This is a genomic window from Serratia sp. 1D1416, assembly GCF_003641105.1.
In the GTDB taxonomy this organism is placed as follows: domain Bacteria; phylum Pseudomonadota; class Gammaproteobacteria; order Enterobacterales; family Enterobacteriaceae; genus Serratia; species Serratia ficaria.
Genome location: NZ_CP032738.1, coordinates 3,153,390 through 3,170,230 on the forward strand (window position 1 = coordinate 3,153,390; position 16,841 = coordinate 3,170,230).

Genomic DNA, 16,841 nt, shown 5'->3' on the forward strand with positions numbered 1-16,841 from the left:
ACAATAAATGACATCATTAAGTAAAGAAGCTGCGCTGGTTCATGCGGCGCTGGAAGAGCGTGGTCTGGAAACCCCATTGCGTGGGGAAGTGCTGGATCGTGAAACGCGTAAACGTCGGATTAAAGAGCACATGACCGAAATCATGCAGCTGCTTAATCTTGATCTGTCCGACGACAGCCTGGCGGAAACCCCGCACCGCATCGCTAAAATGTATGTCGATGAGATTTTTTCCGGCCTGGATTACGCTAACTTCCCGAAAATCACCGTCATCGAAAACAAGATGAAGGTGGACGAGATGGTGACGGTGCGCGACATTACGCTGACCAGCACCTGCGAACACCACTTCGTGACCATCGACGGCAAGGCGACCGTGGCCTATATCCCGAAAGACTCGGTGATCGGCCTGTCGAAGATCAACCGCATCGTACAGTTCTTCTCGCAGCGTCCGCAGGTGCAGGAACGTCTGACCCAGCAGATCCTGGTGGCGCTGCAGACCCTGTTGGGCACCAACAACGTGGCGGTATCTATTGATGCGGTCCATTATTGTGTTAAGGCTCGCGGGATCCGTGACGCGACCAGCGCCACCACCACCACCTCGCTGGGGGGGCTGTTCAAGTCCAGCCAGAATACCCGCCAGGAATTCCTGCGCGCGGTGCGCCATCATCAGTGATGGGCGAACACTCCGGTAACAGGCGCCTGCGGGCGCCTTTTTATTGAGCGGAATACAGCGGTAAAAAATGAACAATCATCCACTGCCGCGTATCGCCACGCTGGACTGCGTGCGCGGTATCGCCATTCTCGGCATTTTATTGCTGAACATCAGCGCCTTTGGCCTGCCGAAGGCGGCCTACCTTAATCCGGCCTATCTGGGGATGCCGACCGCGCGCGACGCCTGGACCTGGGCGCTGCTGGATATTTTCGCCCAGGCCAAATTCCTGGCGATGTTCGCGCTGCTGTTCGGCGCCGGATTGCACATGCTGCTGCGGCGCGGCAAAAGCTGGATACGTGCCCGCTTGTCGTGGTTGGTGTTGTTCGGCCTCGGCCACGCGATTTTCCTGTGGGACGGCGATATTCTGCTGGCTTACGGCCTGATCGGCCTGGTGTGCTGGCGGATGATCCGCGAAGCCAAAGACACCTTCCAGCTGTTGAAAACCGGCGTGGTGCTGTACCTGATCGGCGTGGCGGTGCTGCTGCTGCTGGGCTTTATTTCGCATGGCGAACCGGGCGGGTTCTGGCAACCCGGGGTGGCCGAGCTGCAGTACGAGAAATTCTGGAAGCTGCAGGGCGGCTTCGAAGCCTGGCGCAGCCGCGCCGACCTGTTGTCCTCCAGCCTGCTGGCCATCGGCGCGCAGTACGGTTGGGAGCTGGCGGGGCTGATGCTGTTCGGCGCCGGGTTGATGCGCAGCGGCTGGCTGCGCGGCGCCTATGCGCCGGGTTATTACCGCCGGCAGGCGGCCTGGCTGATACCGCTTTCATTGCTGATCCAGCTGCCGGCGGTGGCGCTGCAGTGGCATCTGCACTGGGACTACCGCTGGAGCGGATTTTTACTGCAGGTGCCGCGCGAGCTGGGCGCGCCGTTGCAGGCCATGGGCTATCTGGCGCTGTGTTACGGCTTCTGGCCGACGCTGTCGCGCCTGCGCATCGCCCATGGGTTGACGCAGATCGGGCGCATGGCGTTGAGCAACTATCTGCTGCAGACGCTGATTTGCACCACGCTGTTTTACCGGTTCGGCCTGTATCCGCAGTTCGACCGGCTGCAGCTGCTGGCGTTTGTGCCGCTGGTGTGGCTGGCGAACCTGCTGTTCTCGACGCTGTGGCTGCGATACTTTTCCCAGGGCCCGGCGGAGTGGCTGTGGCGCAGGCTGACGCTGATGGCGGCCGACAGGCCGGCGGCAAAAACGCAGAATTGAGATCCGACGCCGGCAGGTTAAAAAAATGTATGTAAACGTTTTCTTTCCTGTGACGCAATTCACGCTGGGGAGGATGACAAACGGGGTAGGATAGCGCCACTGGCCACTACCCCGACCTCAGGATCCCGCATGCCTCCAGCTCACCCGATCACCATCCGCGACGTGGCGAAACGCGCCGGCGTGTCCGTGGCGACCGTTTCTCGCGTGCTGAACCACAGCGCCCTGACCAGCAAGGAGACGCGTGAACAGGTGCTGCAGGCGGTGGCGGAGCTGGGTTATCGGCCCAACGCCAATGCCCAGGCGCTGGCCACCCAGAGCAGCGACACGCTCGGCGTGGTGGTGATGGACGTCTCCGACCCGTTCTTTGGCGCGCTGGTGAAAGCGGTAGACACCGTGGCGCAAAAACACCACAAATACCTGCTGATCGGCAACAGCTACCATCAGGCGGACAAAGAACGCCACGCCATCGAAGTCTTGATTCGGCAACGCTGCAACGCGTTGATCGTCCATGCAAAAGCCCTGAGCGACGCCGAACTTATCGGCTTTCTCGACCAGGTGCCGGGCATGGTGCTGATCAACCGCATCATCGCCGGCTACGAACAGCGCTGCGTCGGGCTGGCTAACGTCTGCGGCGCGGAAATGGCGCTGCGGTTGCTGCTGTCGCAGGGGCACCGGCGCATCGGTTATCTCGGCTCCAATCATCCTATCGAAGACGGGCCGCTGCGCCAGCAGGGCTATGCGCAGGCGATGGCCGCCGCGGGGCTGGCGACGCCCGACAGCTGGCGCGCCTACGGCTCCCCGGATCTGCAGGGCGGAGAGGCGGCGATGGTCGAGCTGCTGGGGCGCAACCTGCACTTGAGCGCGGTATTCGCCTATAACGATGCGATGGCCGCCGGCGCCATGGCGGTGCTGAAAGAAAACGGTATCACGGTGCCGCAACATTTCTCGCTGGTGGGCTTCGATGATATCCCGATTGCGCGTTACACCAGCCCCAAGCTCACCACGGTGCGCTACCCGATCGTCTCGATGGCCACCCTGGCTACCGAGTTGGCGCTGCAGGGCGCAGCAGGGCTGGCGGAGCCTCAGGCCACGCATTTGTTCATGCCGACGCTGGTGCGGCGCCATTCCGTCGCCCCCTGGCAAAGTGAGGCGACGGTCACTCTCTGAACATTTAATCTTGTGTAACCGTTTTCAATCTGTGAGAAAATTCACAGATTATTAACATCGCGCCGTCTATGCTCTAGGCGTTTTCCGGCGCAAAGGCACTTGCCGCTGCAGTTTTTACCTCGCGCTGACACAGCATTTTCTCGGGAATAACAATATCCACGGACGACAGGTTTTTATTGGCAAAACGCCAGGCCTGGGGCGCGCGCACCGCCGGCGCCCCTTGGCGCAATAATGAGTAAGACCCTACACAGAACCGGAGACAGACAATGAATAAGAAGGTTTTCACCCTGGCCGCAACGGCCGCCGCGATGATGTTCGGCGCCGCAGCCCATGCAGATACCCGTATTGGCGTCACGATTTATAAATACGACGACAACTTTATGTCGGTGGTGCGCAAAGCGATTGAGAAGGACGCCAAAGCTTCTCCGGACATCACCCTGCTGATGAATGACTCGCAAAACGACCAGTCCAAGCAGAACGATCAGATTGACGTGCTGTTGGCCAAGGGCGTCAAGGCGCTGGCGATCAACCTGGTCGACCCGGCCGCCGCGCCGGTGGTGATCGACAAGGCGCGCGCAAACGATATCCCTATCGTGTTTTACAACAAAGAACCGTCCCGCAAGGCGCTGGACAGCTATGACAAAGCCTATTACGTCGGTACCGATTCCAAGGAATCCGGCGTGATCCAGGGCGAGCTGATCGCCAAGCACTGGCAAGCCAACCCGGCCTGGGACCTGAACAAAGACGGCCAGATCCAATACGTGTTGCTGAAGGGCGAACCGGGCCATCCGGATGCCGAAGCGCGCACCACCTACGTGGTGAAAACGCTGAATGAGAAGGGCTTCAAAACCCAGCAGCTGCAGATGGATACCGCGATGTGGGACACCGCGCAGGCGAAAGACAAAATGGACGCCTGGCTGTCCGGCCCTAACGCCAACAAGATTGAAGTGGTGATCGCCAACAACGACGCCATGGCGATGGGCGCGGTGGAAGCGCTGAAGGCCCACAACAAATCCAGCATTCCGGTGTTTGGCGTGGATGCGCTGCCTGAAGCGCTGGCGCTGGTGAAATCCGGCGCGATGGCCGGCACGGTGCTGAACGACGCCGACAACCAGGCGAAAGCCACCTTCGAACTGGCGAAAAACCTGGCCGCCGGCAAACCGGCCGCCGACGGCACGCAATACAAGATCGAAAACAAAGTCGTGCGCATTCCTTACGTTGGCGTAGATAAAGACAACCTGTCTCAGTTTGTGAAATAAGCGCTGAGATAACCCGCAATGACCCCGCCCGCGGCCGCCAACACCAGGAAAGCCGCGGACGGGGAAATTTACGATTAAAAGACCGATAAGCCAGGTGTATTTATGGCCGACAGCCCACGCGAGTTTCTGCTGGAAATGGCGGATATCAACAAGTCGTTTCCCGGCGTCAAGGCATTGGATAATGTGAACCTGCGCGTTCGTCCGCACTCCATTCATGCATTAATGGGGGAAAACGGCGCGGGGAAATCGACGTTATTGAAATGCCTGTTTGGCATTTATAAAAAAGACAGCGGCAGCATCATTTTCCAGGGCCGGGAGGTGGACTTCAAAAGCTCGAAAGAGGCCTTGGAACACGGCGTTTCCATGGTGCATCAGGAGCTGAACCTGGTGTTGCAGCGCACCGTGATGGACAACATGTGGCTGGGGCGTTACCCGACCAAGGGCATGTTCGTCGATCAGGACAAGATGCTCAAAGATACCCAGGCGATCTTCGACGAGCTGGATATCGATATCAACCCGCGCGACAAGGTGGGCACCTTGTCGGTATCGCAGATGCAGATGATCGAAATCGCCAAGGCGTTTTCCTACGACGCCAAGATTGTGATCATGGACGAACCGACCTCTTCGCTGACGGAGAAAGAGGTGAACCACCTGTTCACCATTATCCGCAAGCTGAAAGAGCGCGGCTGCGGCATAGTGTATATCTCGCACAAGATGGAAGAGATCTTCCAGCTGTGCGACGAGATCACCATCCTGCGCGACGGCCAGTGGATCGCCACCCAGCCGCTGGAAGGGCTGGATATGGACAAGATCATCGCCATGATGGTCGGGCGATCGCTCAGCCAGCGTTTCCCCGATCGCCAGAACACGCCGGAAGAGGTGATCCTGGAGGTGAAAAATTTGACCTCGTTGCGCCAGCCGTCGATCCGCGACGTGTCTTTCGATCTGCACAAGGGGGAAATCCTCGGCATCGCCGGGCTGGTGGGCGCCAAGCGCACCGACATCGTGGAAACCCTGTTCGGCATCCGCGAAAAGGTGGCGGGCACCATCAAGCTGCACGGCAAACCGATCAACAACCACTCGGCCAATGAAGCGATCAACCACGGCTTTGCGCTGGTTACCGAGGAGCGCCGCTCCACCGGGATCTACGCCTATCTGGACGTGGGTTTCAACTCGCTGATCTCCAATATCCGCAATTACAAAAACAAGATTGGCCTGCTGGACAACGCCCGGATGAAGAGCGACACCCAGTGGGTGATCGACGCCATGCGGGTCAAAACCCCGGGGCATCACACCCATATCGGCTCGCTGTCCGGCGGCAACCAGCAGAAGGTGATCATCGGCCGCTGGCTGCTGACCCAACCGGAAATTCTGATGCTGGACGAGCCGACGCGCGGCATCGACGTGGGGGCCAAGTTCGAGATTTATCAGCTGATGACCGAGCTGGCGAAAAAGGGCAAGGGGATCATTATTGTCTCGTCCGAAATGCCGGAGCTTTTGGGAATTACCGACAGAATACTGGTGATGAGTAATGGTCAGGTTGCGGGCATCGTCAACACCAAACAGACCTCGCAAAATGAAATCTTACGTCTCGCATCCCTGCACCTTTAAGGATCAGAATTATGAACGCGCTGAATAAAAAAACCTTGTTCACCTACTTCAAGGAAGGTGGCATTTACGTGGTATTGCTGGTGCTGCTGGCGATCATTATTATCCAGGACCCGACCTTCCTCAGCCTGATGAACCTGAGCAACATCCTGACCCAGTCCTCGGTGCGCATCATCATCGCGCTGGGCGTGGCCGGGCTGATCGTCACCCAGGGCACCGACCTGTCCGCCGGGCGCCAGGTCGGCCTGGCGGCGGTGGTGGCGGCGACGCTGCTGCAGTCGATGGACAACGTCAACAAGGTGTTTCCGCACATGGAAACCTGGTCGATTCCGCTGGTGATCCTGCTGGTGTGCGCGGTGGGCGCGGTGATCGGTCTGGTGAACGGCCTGATCATCGCCTATCTCAACGTGACGCCGTTCATTACCACGCTGGGCACCATGATCATCGTGTACGGCATCAACTCGCTGTACTACGACTCGGTCGGCGCTTCGCCGGTCGCCGGCTTCGATCCGAAGTTCTCGACCTTCGCCCAGGGCTTCCTGCGCTTCGGCGACTTCAAGCTGTCGTACATTACCTTCTATGCGGTGATAGCCATCGTGTTCGTGTGGATCCTGTGGAACAAGACCCGCTTCGGCAAGAATATCTTCGCCATCGGCGGCAATCCGGAAGCGGCCAAGGTCTCCGGCGTCAACGTGCCGTTGAACCTGATCATGATCTATGCGCTGTCCGGCGTGTTCTACGCCTTCGGCGGCCTGCTGGAAGCGGGGCGCATCGGCAGCGCCACCAACAACCTCGGCTTTATGTATGAGCTGGATGCGATCGCCGCCTGCGTGGTGGGGGGCGTGTCCTTCGCCGGCGGGGTGGGGACGGTGCTGGGGGTGGTGACCGGGGTGATCATTTTCACCGTCATCAACTACGGCCTGACCTATATCGGCATCAACCCTTATTGGCAGTACATCATCAAGGGCAGCATCATTATCTTCGCGGTGGCGTTGGACTCGTTGAAATACGCCAAGAAGAAATAAGCCTCGGCGCCAGAAAACACCACGGCCAGCATTCATTGCTGGCCGTTTTTTATCCGCTCGCCGGGTCAGGGCTTCCTGGCTTTTTGTTTCTCTTCCGCCAGCTTGTGTTCCAGTTCGACCAGCTGCTCCGGCGAAACCGCCGGATAGCCCTGGGCGTCTTCCGGCACGGTGTGCATGGCGGAAATCGGGATCAGCGGGCCGAGGAAGCGCGGTTCGCGCTTGAGGATGTACAGGTCGGTCAGGGCGCCGAGGCGGGCGAAGATCTCGCGAACGCGCACCGTCATCATGTCTTTCGGCGAAGGCACCGCGTAGCACTGAGCCTGGATGCCCATATGCAGGGCGATAAACAGCGCCCGCTCGCAGTGGAAGCGCTGGGTGATGATGATAAAGTCGTTGGCGTCGAACACCTTGCGGGTGCGCACGATGGAATCCAGGGTGCGGAAGCCGGCGTAATCCAGCACGATGTCGCTCGGCGCCACGCCGGCGGCGATCAGATCGCGACGCATGGTCATCGGCTCGTTGTAGCTTTGCTGGGCGTTGTCGCCGCTCAGCAGCAGGTATTTTACCTTGCCGCTGTTGTAGGCGTTGATCGCCCCCTGAATGCGGTAGCGGTAATACTGGTTAATCACCCCGGTGCGGTAATATTTGGCGGTGCCGAGCACCACGCCGACCTGGCGATGAGGCAGCCCCTGCAGTTCGTCATAGACGTAGGGCGCGGTTTTCCAGCTGATCCAACGGTCGAGCGCGATCGCCGAGAGCATCAACATCGCAATGATGATGAACAGGCTGATTATCAGGCGTTTCCACATGTTGTTGCCTTACGCGCTGGGGGGGCTAAAAAGATGGATCAAGGCTACTTTACCTGACTGGCCGACGCAAGCTGTCCACCGCCTGAAGCACGTGCGGTGCCGCATTTTTCGGCGGTTTTAGGCATAAAAAAAGGCCCGGCTCGCCGGACCTGGTTTTTTAAACGCGCAAATCAGAACGAGGTGCGCTTGTAGCTGCGGTACTGCGGCCGCCAGAAGTTGTGCTCAATCGCCTTAGACAGCGCCTCTTCGGAGGTGACCATCGCCACGCCCTGCAGCTGCGCCGCCTTGCCCACTTCCATGGCGATGCATTTCGATACGCCCTGAATGTCATCGATGTTCGGCAGCAGCGCGCCGTGGCCGTCGGTGGCCAGCGGCGAGCAGTCGGCCAGCGCGCGGCTGGCGGCCATCAGCATGGCGTCGGTCACGCGAGTGGCGCCGGAGGCCAGCACCCCAAGACCGATGCCCGGGAAGATATAGGAGTTGTTGCACTGGGCGATCGGGAACAGCTGCTCTTTATAGGTCACCGGCGCGAACGGGCTGCCGGTGGCGACCAGCGCGGCGCCTTCGGTCCAGTTGATGATGTCTTCCGGACGGGCTTCCACGCGGGAGGTCGGGTTGGACAGCGGCATCACGATCGGGCGCGGGCAGTGCTGATGCATTTCGCGGATCAGCTCTTCGGTGAACAGGCCCGGCTGGCCGGATACGCCGATCAAAATGGTCGGTTTGGCGTTGCGCACCACGTCCAGCAGCGAGATGGCGTCGCTGTCGGTCCGCCAGGCGGCCAGGTTTTCGCTCTTCTGCACCAGCTTGCCCTGGAAATCGAGCAGGTTGGGCAGCTTGTCGGTCAACAGGCCGAAACGGTCGACCATGAATACGCGGGCGCGCGCTTCGTCTTCGCTCAACCCTTCGGACTTCATCTGCGCGATGATCTGTTCGGCGATGCCGCAGCCCGCCGAACCGGCGCCCAGGAAGGTGACGGTCTGGTCGCGCAGCTGGCTGCCGGCGGCGCGGCTGGCGGCGATCAGGCTGCCGAGGGTGACGGCGGCGGTGCCCTGAATGTCATCGTTGAAGCAGCAGATTTCATCGCGATAGCGGTTCAGCAGCGGGGTGGCGTTGTTCTGCGCGAAATCTTCGAACTGCAGCAGCACGTTCGGCCAGCGGCGCTTGACCGCCTGGATGAACTCTTCGACAAAGGCGTGGTATTCGTCGCCGGAGATGCGCGGATGGCGCCAGCCCATATACAGCGGATCGTTGAGGCGCTGCGGGTTGTTGGTGCCGACGTCCAGCACCACCGGCAGGGTGTAAGCCGGGCTGATGCCGCCGCAGGCGGTGTACAGCGACAGCTTGCCGATAGGAATGCCCATGCCGCCGATGCCCTGGTCGCCGAGGCCCAGAATGCGCTCGCCGTCGGTGACGACGATCACCTTGACGTTTTGCTTGGTGGCGTTTTGCAGCATGTCGTCGATGCGGTCGCGGTTCGGGTAGGAGATGAACAGCCCGCGCGCGCGGCGGTAGATATCGGAGAAATGCTCGCAGGCTTCACCGACCGTCGGGGTATAGATGATCGGCATCATCTCGCTCAGGTGCGAGTCCAGCAGGCGGTAGAACAGGGTTTCGTTGGTGTCCTGAATGTTGCGCAGGTAGATGTGCTTGTCGTTGTCGTTCTTGAAATCCTGGTACTGACGATAGGCGCGTTCAACCTGTTCTTCGATGGTTTCCACCGCTTCCGGCAGCAGGCCGTGCAGGTTGAAGTGGCTGCGTTCTTCCTCGGTGAAGGCGCTGCCTTTGTTCAGCAGCGGAAATTCCAGCAAAATCGGGCCGGCGTAAGGGATGTAGAGAGGGCGTTTGCTTTCGTATTCTAGTTCCATCAGTTTTACTCTTTACGTATCAGATAACTTTATTGCTGCCGATCCTAAAAGATAGGGAGAATATGTACAGCATTTGTTGCCAAATGATGAACCAGGTTGGCGCAATTATCGACAATCAAATGATTTTTTAACTAAAGAAAGTGTTTTGGAAGATGAATGGCATTGTATTTGGCGGGCCGGGCTGTTAATGGCGGCGCCGGGCGGCTCCGCCATCTTGCTGCGCCCTACATTAGAAAGCGACGCGGCTGACCTGCTGGCAGCCCAGCGCCGCCAGCGTGGCGCGGGTGGCGTCCCACTGGCTGAAAATGGCGCCCTGCGGTTCGGCCAGCACGGCGCGGCGGATCTTCAGGCAGTCGCCGCCCGAGACGTTCAACAGGATCAGCGCAGCCTGCAGCGGCGGCAGGCTCGGGTTGAAGGCGGCGTTCTCGGCATAGCGGCCGGCATACAGCGTGCCGTCTTCGGCTTCCAGCGCCACGCCGCTGTGGGCGTGGCTGTAAGGCGCGTGGCTCTGGTTGGCCGCCGCCAATGCGGCCTGCGCCAACGGTTCGGTCAGCGCCAATTGATAGCCGTGGTCGACCTGGTCCATCAGCAGCGTGGCGATATCCAGATCTTTCGGGCCGAAGGCGTCCGGCAGGTAATCCGCCAGCGTCGCCGGCGCGCGGCCCGGCAGGCGGATCTGCAGGCTGGCGCCGCTGTTCAGCTCATTCATAAACTGCCGGCAGTGGCCGCACGGCGTGTAGTTGACGGTGATGGAGGCCAGCGCCGCTTCGCCGCGCAGCCAGGCGTGCGTCACCGCGCACTGCTCGGCGTGCACCGTTTGCTGCATCGGCGCGCCGCTGAATTCCATATTGGCGCCAAAGTACAGGTTGCCGCTCTGCCCGCGGGCGATGGCGCCGACGTGAAAATGCGATATCGGCGTTAACGAGCAGGCCGCCGCCAAAGGCAGCAGGGCAAATGCCAGGGCATCATCATCCAGCCCGCTGCGCTGCCGGATCGCCTCTGCCTGCTCCGCCGTGAACATCGCCGGAAAGTCAGGCGCATCGAGATAAGGCAGCAGGGCGGATTGCAGTGTCGCGGACAGTTCGCTGAAGGCGGTGTGAAAACGCGGGTGCATAGAAAGTCTCTCTACAGGTTAACGGGGTAACATTCTAGGCAGCCCGGCCAAATTAAAGTGTGATTCATCTCTCTTTATTGATGAAATCAATGCAATGAAACATATAAATGCGAGATGTATCGCAAGCTTTACCGGCTCAGGCGAACAGGTGCAGCAGCACCGGGAACAGGAACGGCGCCAGCAATGAGGTGATAATCCCGCAGATCACCAGCGCCAGCGAGCCGAAGGCGCCTTCCTGGTAATCCAGCTCCGCGCAGCGCGCGGTACCCAACGCATGCGAGGCGGTGCCCATCGCCAGCCCGCGCGCCGAGCGGGTAGTAATGCGCAACAGGTTGAACAGCGCATGGCCGAACACCGCGCCGAGAATGCCGACGAAGATCACGCACACCGCGCTGATCGCCGGGATGCCGCCGAGCGATTGCGCCACCGCCATGGCGATCGGCGTGGTGACCGATTTAGGCATGATCGACGCGGCGATCTCCGGCGTGGCGCCCATCCACAGCGCGATGGCGCCGCCGCTGATCATCGCGGTGATGCTGCCGATAAGGCACACCGCAATAATCGACTTCCAGCGGGCGCGGATCTGGTGCAGCTGTTCGTACAGCGGGAAGGCCAGCGCCACCACCGCCGGCTGCAGCAGGTCGTTGAGAATTTTGCTGCCCTGAAAATAACGCGCGTAGGGAATGCCGGTCAGCAGCAGCAGCGGAATAATCACCGCCATGGAAACCAGCAGGGGATTCAGCAGCGGCATGTTCAGCCACTGCGCCAGCCGGCGGGCGGCGAAGTAGACCGCCAGCGTCAACGGCAGGGACCACCAGATTTCATGGATCATTGTTCGTCCTCCGGCTTGCCGATAATGCGGCGCTCGCGATGGAAATAGTGCGAGCTATAGCCGACCACCACCAGCACCATCAGGGTGCTGATAAGGCAGGAAACCACCAGCGGGCCTAGGTGTTCGACGATCTGGCCATAGTATTTCATCACCCCCACGCCGATCGGCACGAACAGCAGCACCATATAGCGGATCAGCAGATGGCAGCCGGGTTTGACCCATTTGGCCGGCAGGATCTGCGTCGCAAGCAGGGCGAACAGCAGCAGCATGCCGATGATGCTGCCGGGAATGGCGATGGGCAGCAGCGCCGCCAGGGCATTGCCTACGAACAAACAGAGGTAGATGAGGACGAGCGCCCTCAGGTATTTCCAGCAGACAGTGAACACGTTGGCCATCACCCTTTCCCGCTTAATTGATGTATTCATCATACAATTAAACTGTGAGCCATGCCACAGATCGCACCATGAATTCTCGCTATGCCCGTCATGCCTGTCAGGCGGGTTGACAGTCGGTTTTAAGTGTAGCCTGCCCGCTCATTCCGCGCCCCCGGCGACGGCCGCAGGCCGCTGCGCCAGGCGGTGGCCGAGGAAAAAGAACAGCAGGCTCAGCAGCGCGGCGCCAATCAACATCACGAACATCAGCTGCGGTACGGCATAGCTGAGCAGCAGGCCGCAGATCACCGGATTGACGGCGCCGCCCAGCGCGCTGAGGTTTTGCACGCCGTAGTAGCTGCCCTTCAGGTGCTGCGGGGCGATAAAGTCGATAAACATGTATTCCACCGGAATAACGACGATCTCCCCCAGGGTAAATATCGCCATGGCGACCACCCACAGCCAGAGCGACTGCCCGGCCAGCATAAAGCCGAGCAGCCCGACGATAAAGAACAGGGTGCCCAGCACCAGCCAGCGCAGCATGTTTTCCTGGCGCATGCCGCGGCTGAGCAGGTACTGCAGGGCGATAACGATGCAGGCGTTGACGATCATCACCAGCCCGATGATTTTATAGGCGAATTGCGCGCTGGATACGGTGATCAGGTATTGCGACAGGTAGCCGGTAAACTGGCCGAATACCACCGCGCCCAGCGTGCTGCCCAGGGTGAAGTAAATCAGCCGCCGATCGTTGCGCAGAATGGCCAGCGTCTGGCGGAAGTCAGGCAGGGCGGCGGCCTCTGCCGCAGGGGCCGCGACTGCGGGTTGCTGCCGGCGCAGGCGCAGGCTCAGCGCCGCTACCGTCAACAGCGCCAGGCCGCCGGAAAGGTAGAACGGCAGCAGCGGGCTGAATCCGGCCACCATCACCCCGAGCGAAGAGCCGACCGCCCAGCCGACGTTGACCAGCGTGTAATTGATTGAGAAAGCCTTGATGCGCTGCTCCACCGGCAGCCACTCGGCGAAGCAGGCCTTGATGGTGATGCTCAACACCGAATAGCAGGTATGCAGAATGGCCAGCACCAGGATGGCGCCGCCGGGGCGCGGGATCCAGGGGATGGCGAAGAAGCTCAGGGCGAACAGCAGGATGGACAGCAAAATCAGCCGGTTCTTGCTGAATTTGTCCACCAGATAGCCGCCGTACAGGCTGGCGAGAATGCCGATGGTCAGGCTGATGCCCAATATGACGCCCACGCTGTTCGGCAGCAGCCGGAAGTGCTCGGTAAGGTAGATGGTAATGAACGGCAGCGTAACGCCGCGGCCGATGGTCAGCACCAGCGAGCTGGCCAGCAGCGCGTTGATCAGCGGTGGGAATCCCTTCATGTCGGACCTGTTTATGCATACAGTTATTGGCGATGCTGATAACAGTAGCGCATTTTGCTCGGCAGGGAAGGGGGAAGAGGAATAATTATTTGAAAAAAGAGGCTGCGTCGGCAGCCTCGCAAAAAACGGGATTATTGGCTGTGTTTGGCCTGCAGCGTGGCGAACCACGGCTGGATGAAGTCGCTGCTGGTGCCCCAGCCGGGGATGATCTTCGCCAGCCCGGCGACGTTGACCGGCCCCGGCTGCGCGACCAGCAGCGCCTGCGGAATGGCGGCGGCCTTGAACTGGTAGGTGGCCGGCGTCGCGTCGCCGGCGATCTTGTTGGCCACCAGCCGCAGATTGACCGCGCCGATAAGCTTCGGATCGACCGCCACGCTGACCCGCCACGGGCTGTTGGCTTCGCGCATCAGCTGCAGATCCTGATTGGAGATGTCGATGCTGTATAGCTTGATCTCGGTGCGGCCATTTTCCTTCAGCGCTTTGTAGGCGCCCTGGGCAAAGGCGTCCCAGGTGCCCCAAATGGCGTCAATCTTGCCTTTCGGGTATTTCGCCAACACCGCGCCGACCTTGTTGGCGGTGTCGCCCTGCACGTCGGACGATACGGCGCCGATCGACTCCAGCTCATGGATGCCCGGGTTCTGTTTCAGCAGCTGCCGATAGGCGGCCTGACGGCGCTCCATCGGCGGGAAACCGGCCACCCACAGCTTGATGATGTTGGCCTTGCCGTTGAAGTCCTTGACCAACTGGCCGAAAGATTCGTTGGCCAGCGAAGCGTCGTCCTGCTGCGAAACTGTCACGCCGGGAACGCTGGCGCTGACGTCGGTATCGAACGCCGAGACGGCAATGCCGGCCGCCGCAATGCGTTTTACCAAATCGGTGGAATAAGGGGCGCGGCCCTGCGAGAGGATAATGCCGTCGTATTTCTGGCTGATGGCCTGATTGACGAAGTCCTGGAAGCGCGCGTCGTCGCCGTTGCTGAGGAAGGTGTCCACCTTGAAGCCCAGCTTGCGGCCTTCCTGAATGGCGCCGGCCAGAAACTGGGTGGTGTTGTCGTCGGAACCCAGGTTGCGGATCACCGCAATGCGTACCGGCCCCTGATGTTGAGCGATGGCGGCCGGCACCGGCGCGGCGTTTTCCGCGGCGGCCAGCGGCAGGGCGGCCAACAGGCTGAGGGCCAGCAGTGAAGTCTTGAGGTTTTTCATTATTATTGGCTCCAAAAAGCAGGTGAGAACGATCCCGGGGTGCGGCTCCAAGCAGGCGAACGTATAGCGGTCTTGCTGTCTGGACGTCTATTTGTTGGGTCGGAGCATCATAACCAGTTGCGCGCGAATAAGGAATCGGCCGGTTATGACTTTTTGTCGGCGCTTATAGCCGTTGGTTTGGCAGGCAATAAAAAGGGCCGAGCAAGCTCGACCCTTGAAGAGAGGCATAATGCGGTTATTTCACCTGCATGCCCGGCTGTGCGCCGCTGTCCGGGCTGAGCAGGAAGATTTCTTTCCCGCCCGGGCCGGCCGCCATCACCATGCCTTCAGAGATGCCGAAGCGCATTTTACGCGGCGCCAGGTTGGCCACCATGATGGTCAAACGGCCTTCCAGCGCTTTCGGGTCCGGATAGGCCGAGCGAATGCCGGAGAAGATCTGGCGCGACTCGCCGCCCAGATCCAGCTGCAGCTTCAGCAGCTTGTCGGAGCCTTCGACAAAATCGGCGCTCTTGATCAACGCGATGCGCATGTCCACCTTGGCGAAATCGTCGAAGCTGATGGTGTCCTGGATAGGATCGTCGGCCAGCGGGCCGGTCGCCGGTGTGGCGGCGATCATGTCTTCTTTCGACGCGCCGACCATTTCGTTGACCTTGTCCAGATCGATACGGTTGAACAGGGCCTTGAACGCGTTGACCTGGTGACCCAGCAGCGGCTGCGGGATGGCGTCCCAGCTCAGTTCGCTGTTGAGGAAGGCCTCGGCGCGCTCGGTCAGCGCCGGCAGCACCGGCTTCAGGTAGGTCATCAGCACGCGGAACAGGTTGATGCCCATCGAGCAGATGGCCTGCAGATCGGCGTCGCGGCCTTCTTGCTTCGCCACCACCCACGGTGCCTGTTCGTCCACGTAGCGGTTGGCCAGATCGGCCAGCGCCATGATTTCGCGGATCGCGCGGCTGGACTCGCGGCTGGCGTAGGCGTCTGCGATGCTTTCCGCCGCGTCGACGAAGGTCTGGTACAGCGCCGGATCGGCCAGTTTGTCGGCCAGCTGGCCGCCGAAACGCTTGCTGATAAAGCCGGCGTTGCGCGAAGCCAGGTTAACCACCTTGTTGACGATGTCGGCGTTCACGCGCTGCACGAAGTCTTCCAGGTTAAGGTCGATATCGTCGATGCGCGAAGACAGCTTGGCGGCGTAGTAATAGCGCAGGCAGTCGGCATCCAGGTGCTGCAGGTAGGTGCCGGCCTTGATAAAGGTGCCGCGCGATTTGGACATCTTGGCGCCGTTCACCGTGACGTAACCGTGCACGAACAGGTTGGTCGGCTTGCGGAAATTGCTGCCTTCCAGCATCGCCGGCCAGAACAGGCTGTGGAAGTAGACGATATCCTTGCCGATAAAGTGATACAGCTCGGTGCTGGAGTCTTTGCGCCAGAATTCGTCGAAGTCCAGATCGCCGCGCTTGTCGCACAGGTTCTTGAACGAGCCCATGTAGCCGATAGGCGCATCCAGCCAGACGTAGAAGTATTTGCCCGGCGCGTCCGGGATTTCAAAGCCGAAGTAAGGCGCATCGCGGGAGATGTCCCACTGCTGCAGGCCGGACTCGAACCACTCCTGCATCTTGTTCGCCACCTGCTCCTGCAGCGCGCCGGAACGGGTCCAGGCCTGCAGCATTTCGCTGAACGACGGCAGATCGAAGAAGAAGTGTTCGGAGTCGCGCATCACCGGCGTGGCGCCGGACACCACGGATTTCGGATCGATAAGCTCGGTCGGGCTGTAGGTCGCGCCGCACACTTCGCAGTTATCGCCGTATTGATCCGGCGACTTGCACTTCGGACAGGTGCCCTTCACGAAACGGTCGGGCAGGAACATGCCTTTCTCCGGATCGTACAGCTGGGAGATGGTGCGGTTCTTGATAAAGCCGTTTTCTTTCAGGCGACCGTAGATCAGGTTAGACAGCTCGCGGTTTTCATCGCTGTGGGTCGAATGATAGTTGTCATAGCTGATGCCAAACCCGGCGAAGTCCTGTTGGTGCTCCCGGCTCATTTCCGCGATCATTTCTTCCGGCTTCACGCCCAGCTGCTGCGCTTTCAGCATGATCGGCGTGCCGTGCGCGTCGTCCGCACAGATGAAATGAACTTCGTGGCCGCGCATTCGTTGGTAACGAACCCAGATATCCGCCTGGATGTGCTCGAGCATGTGGCCGAGATGGATGGAACCATTTGCGTACGGTAGCGCGCACGTCACCAATAATTTTTTCGCGACTTGAGCCATAGTGAGAACTTGCTTTCTGTAATAAATAAAAGGGCC

At 60.2% G+C, this 16,841-nt stretch carries 15 protein-coding genes; 6 read left to right on the forward strand and 9 right to left on the reverse strand.

The window, feature by feature from the left end; all coding sequences use genetic code 11:
- Nucleotides 1-7: 7 nt before the first annotated feature.
- The 3 genes from folE to galS all read left to right on the forward strand — a co-directional run bounded on the left by folE (nt 8) and on the right by galS (nt 3,077).
- Entirely contained in the window at nt 8-670 is a 663-nt protein-coding gene (folE, locus tag D7I37_RS15335; RefSeq protein ID WP_061798426.1) for a GTP cyclohydrolase I FolE, read from the forward strand.
- A 67-nt stretch (nt 671-737) separates the two neighbouring features.
- Nucleotides 738-1,910: a DUF418 domain-containing protein YeiB gene (gene yeiB / locus D7I37_RS15340; protein ID WP_129543950.1), complete on the forward strand. Its 1,173-nt coding sequence runs from the start codon at nt 738-740 to the stop codon at nt 1,908-1,910.
- Nucleotides 1,911-2,039: 129 nt separating this feature from the next.
- Nucleotides 2,040-3,077, forward strand: a complete 1,038-nt coding sequence (gene galS, locus D7I37_RS15345) for an HTH-type transcriptional regulator GalS (RefSeq protein WP_061798431.1) — start codon at nt 2,040-2,042, stop codon at nt 3,075-3,077.
- Between the two features lie 73 nt (nt 3,078-3,150).
- Here galS and D7I37_RS27575 read toward each other — a convergent pair whose 3' ends face one another.
- The gene (locus D7I37_RS27575) at nt 3,151-3,285 is read right to left on the reverse strand and encodes a hypothetical protein (protein ID WP_255211568.1); all 135 of its coding nucleotides are present in this window, start codon (nt 3,283-3,285) and stop codon (nt 3,151-3,153) included.
- Between the two features lie 58 nt (nt 3,286-3,343).
- On the opposite strand from D7I37_RS27575, the gene mglB reads away from it, so the two are divergent.
- The 3 genes from mglB (at nt 3,344) to mglC (ending at nt 6,969) form a co-directional block, all read left to right on the forward strand.
- Entirely contained in the window at nt 3,344-4,336 is a 993-nt protein-coding gene (mglB, locus tag D7I37_RS15350; RefSeq protein WP_061798433.1) for a galactose/glucose ABC transporter substrate-binding protein MglB, read from the forward strand.
- A 102-nt stretch (nt 4,337-4,438) separates the two neighbouring features.
- Nucleotides 4,439-5,947, forward strand: a complete 1,509-nt coding sequence (mglA, locus tag D7I37_RS15355) for a galactose/methyl galactoside ABC transporter ATP-binding protein MglA (RefSeq protein ID WP_061798435.1) — start codon at nt 4,439-4,441, stop codon at nt 5,945-5,947.
- Between the two features lie 11 nt (nt 5,948-5,958).
- Nucleotides 5,959-6,969 carry a galactose/methyl galactoside ABC transporter permease MglC gene (mglC, locus tag D7I37_RS15360; RefSeq protein WP_061798436.1) on the forward strand — a complete coding sequence of 337 codons (1,011 nt, stop codon included), beginning with the start codon at nt 5,959-5,961 and terminating at the stop codon, nt 6,967-6,969.
- Between the two features lie 65 nt (nt 6,970-7,034).
- Here the strand turns inward: mglC and sanA are convergent, their stop codons facing one another.
- The 8 genes from sanA to metG form a co-directional block, all read right to left on the reverse strand.
- The gene (sanA, locus tag D7I37_RS15365) at nt 7,035-7,778 is read right to left on the reverse strand and encodes an outer membrane permeability protein SanA (RefSeq protein ID WP_061798437.1); all 744 of its coding nucleotides are present in this window, start codon (nt 7,776-7,778) and stop codon (nt 7,035-7,037) included.
- Nucleotides 7,779-7,948: 170 nt separating this feature from the next.
- Nucleotides 7,949-9,646: an NAD-dependent malic enzyme gene (locus tag D7I37_RS15370; protein WP_061798439.1), complete on the reverse strand. Its 1,698-nt coding sequence runs from the start codon at nt 9,644-9,646 to the stop codon at nt 7,949-7,951.
- Nucleotides 9,647-9,875: 229 nt separating this feature from the next.
- Nucleotides 9,876-10,760, reverse strand: a complete 885-nt coding sequence (gene cdd, locus D7I37_RS15375) for a cytidine deaminase (protein WP_061798440.1) — start codon at nt 10,758-10,760, stop codon at nt 9,876-9,878.
- Between the two features lie 136 nt (nt 10,761-10,896).
- Nucleotides 10,897-11,592, reverse strand: coding sequence for a CidB/LrgB family autolysis modulator (locus D7I37_RS15380; protein WP_061798443.1), 696 nt, complete (start codon nt 11,590-11,592; stop codon nt 10,897-10,899).
- A complete protein-coding gene (locus D7I37_RS15385) occupies nt 11,589-11,987 on the reverse strand; it encodes a CidA/LrgA family protein (protein ID WP_061798445.1) in 399 nt (132 codons plus the stop codon). Before D7I37_RS15385 ends, D7I37_RS15380 begins: the two co-directional genes overlap by 4 nt.
- Nucleotides 11,988-12,125: 138 nt before the next feature.
- Nucleotides 12,126-13,340, reverse strand: a complete 1,215-nt coding sequence (locus D7I37_RS15390; protein WP_129543951.1) for an MFS transporter — start codon at nt 13,338-13,340, stop codon at nt 12,126-12,128.
- A 131-nt stretch (nt 13,341-13,471) separates the two neighbouring features.
- Nucleotides 13,472-14,542, reverse strand: a complete 1,071-nt coding sequence (locus D7I37_RS15395; RefSeq protein WP_129543952.1) for a sugar ABC transporter substrate-binding protein — start codon at nt 14,540-14,542, stop codon at nt 13,472-13,474.
- 235 nt (nt 14,543-14,777) lie between these two features.
- A complete protein-coding gene (metG, locus tag D7I37_RS15400; protein ID WP_061798451.1) occupies nt 14,778-16,805 on the reverse strand; it encodes a methionine--tRNA ligase in 2,028 nt (675 codons plus the stop codon).
- Nucleotides 16,806-16,841 lie beyond the last annotated feature (36 nt).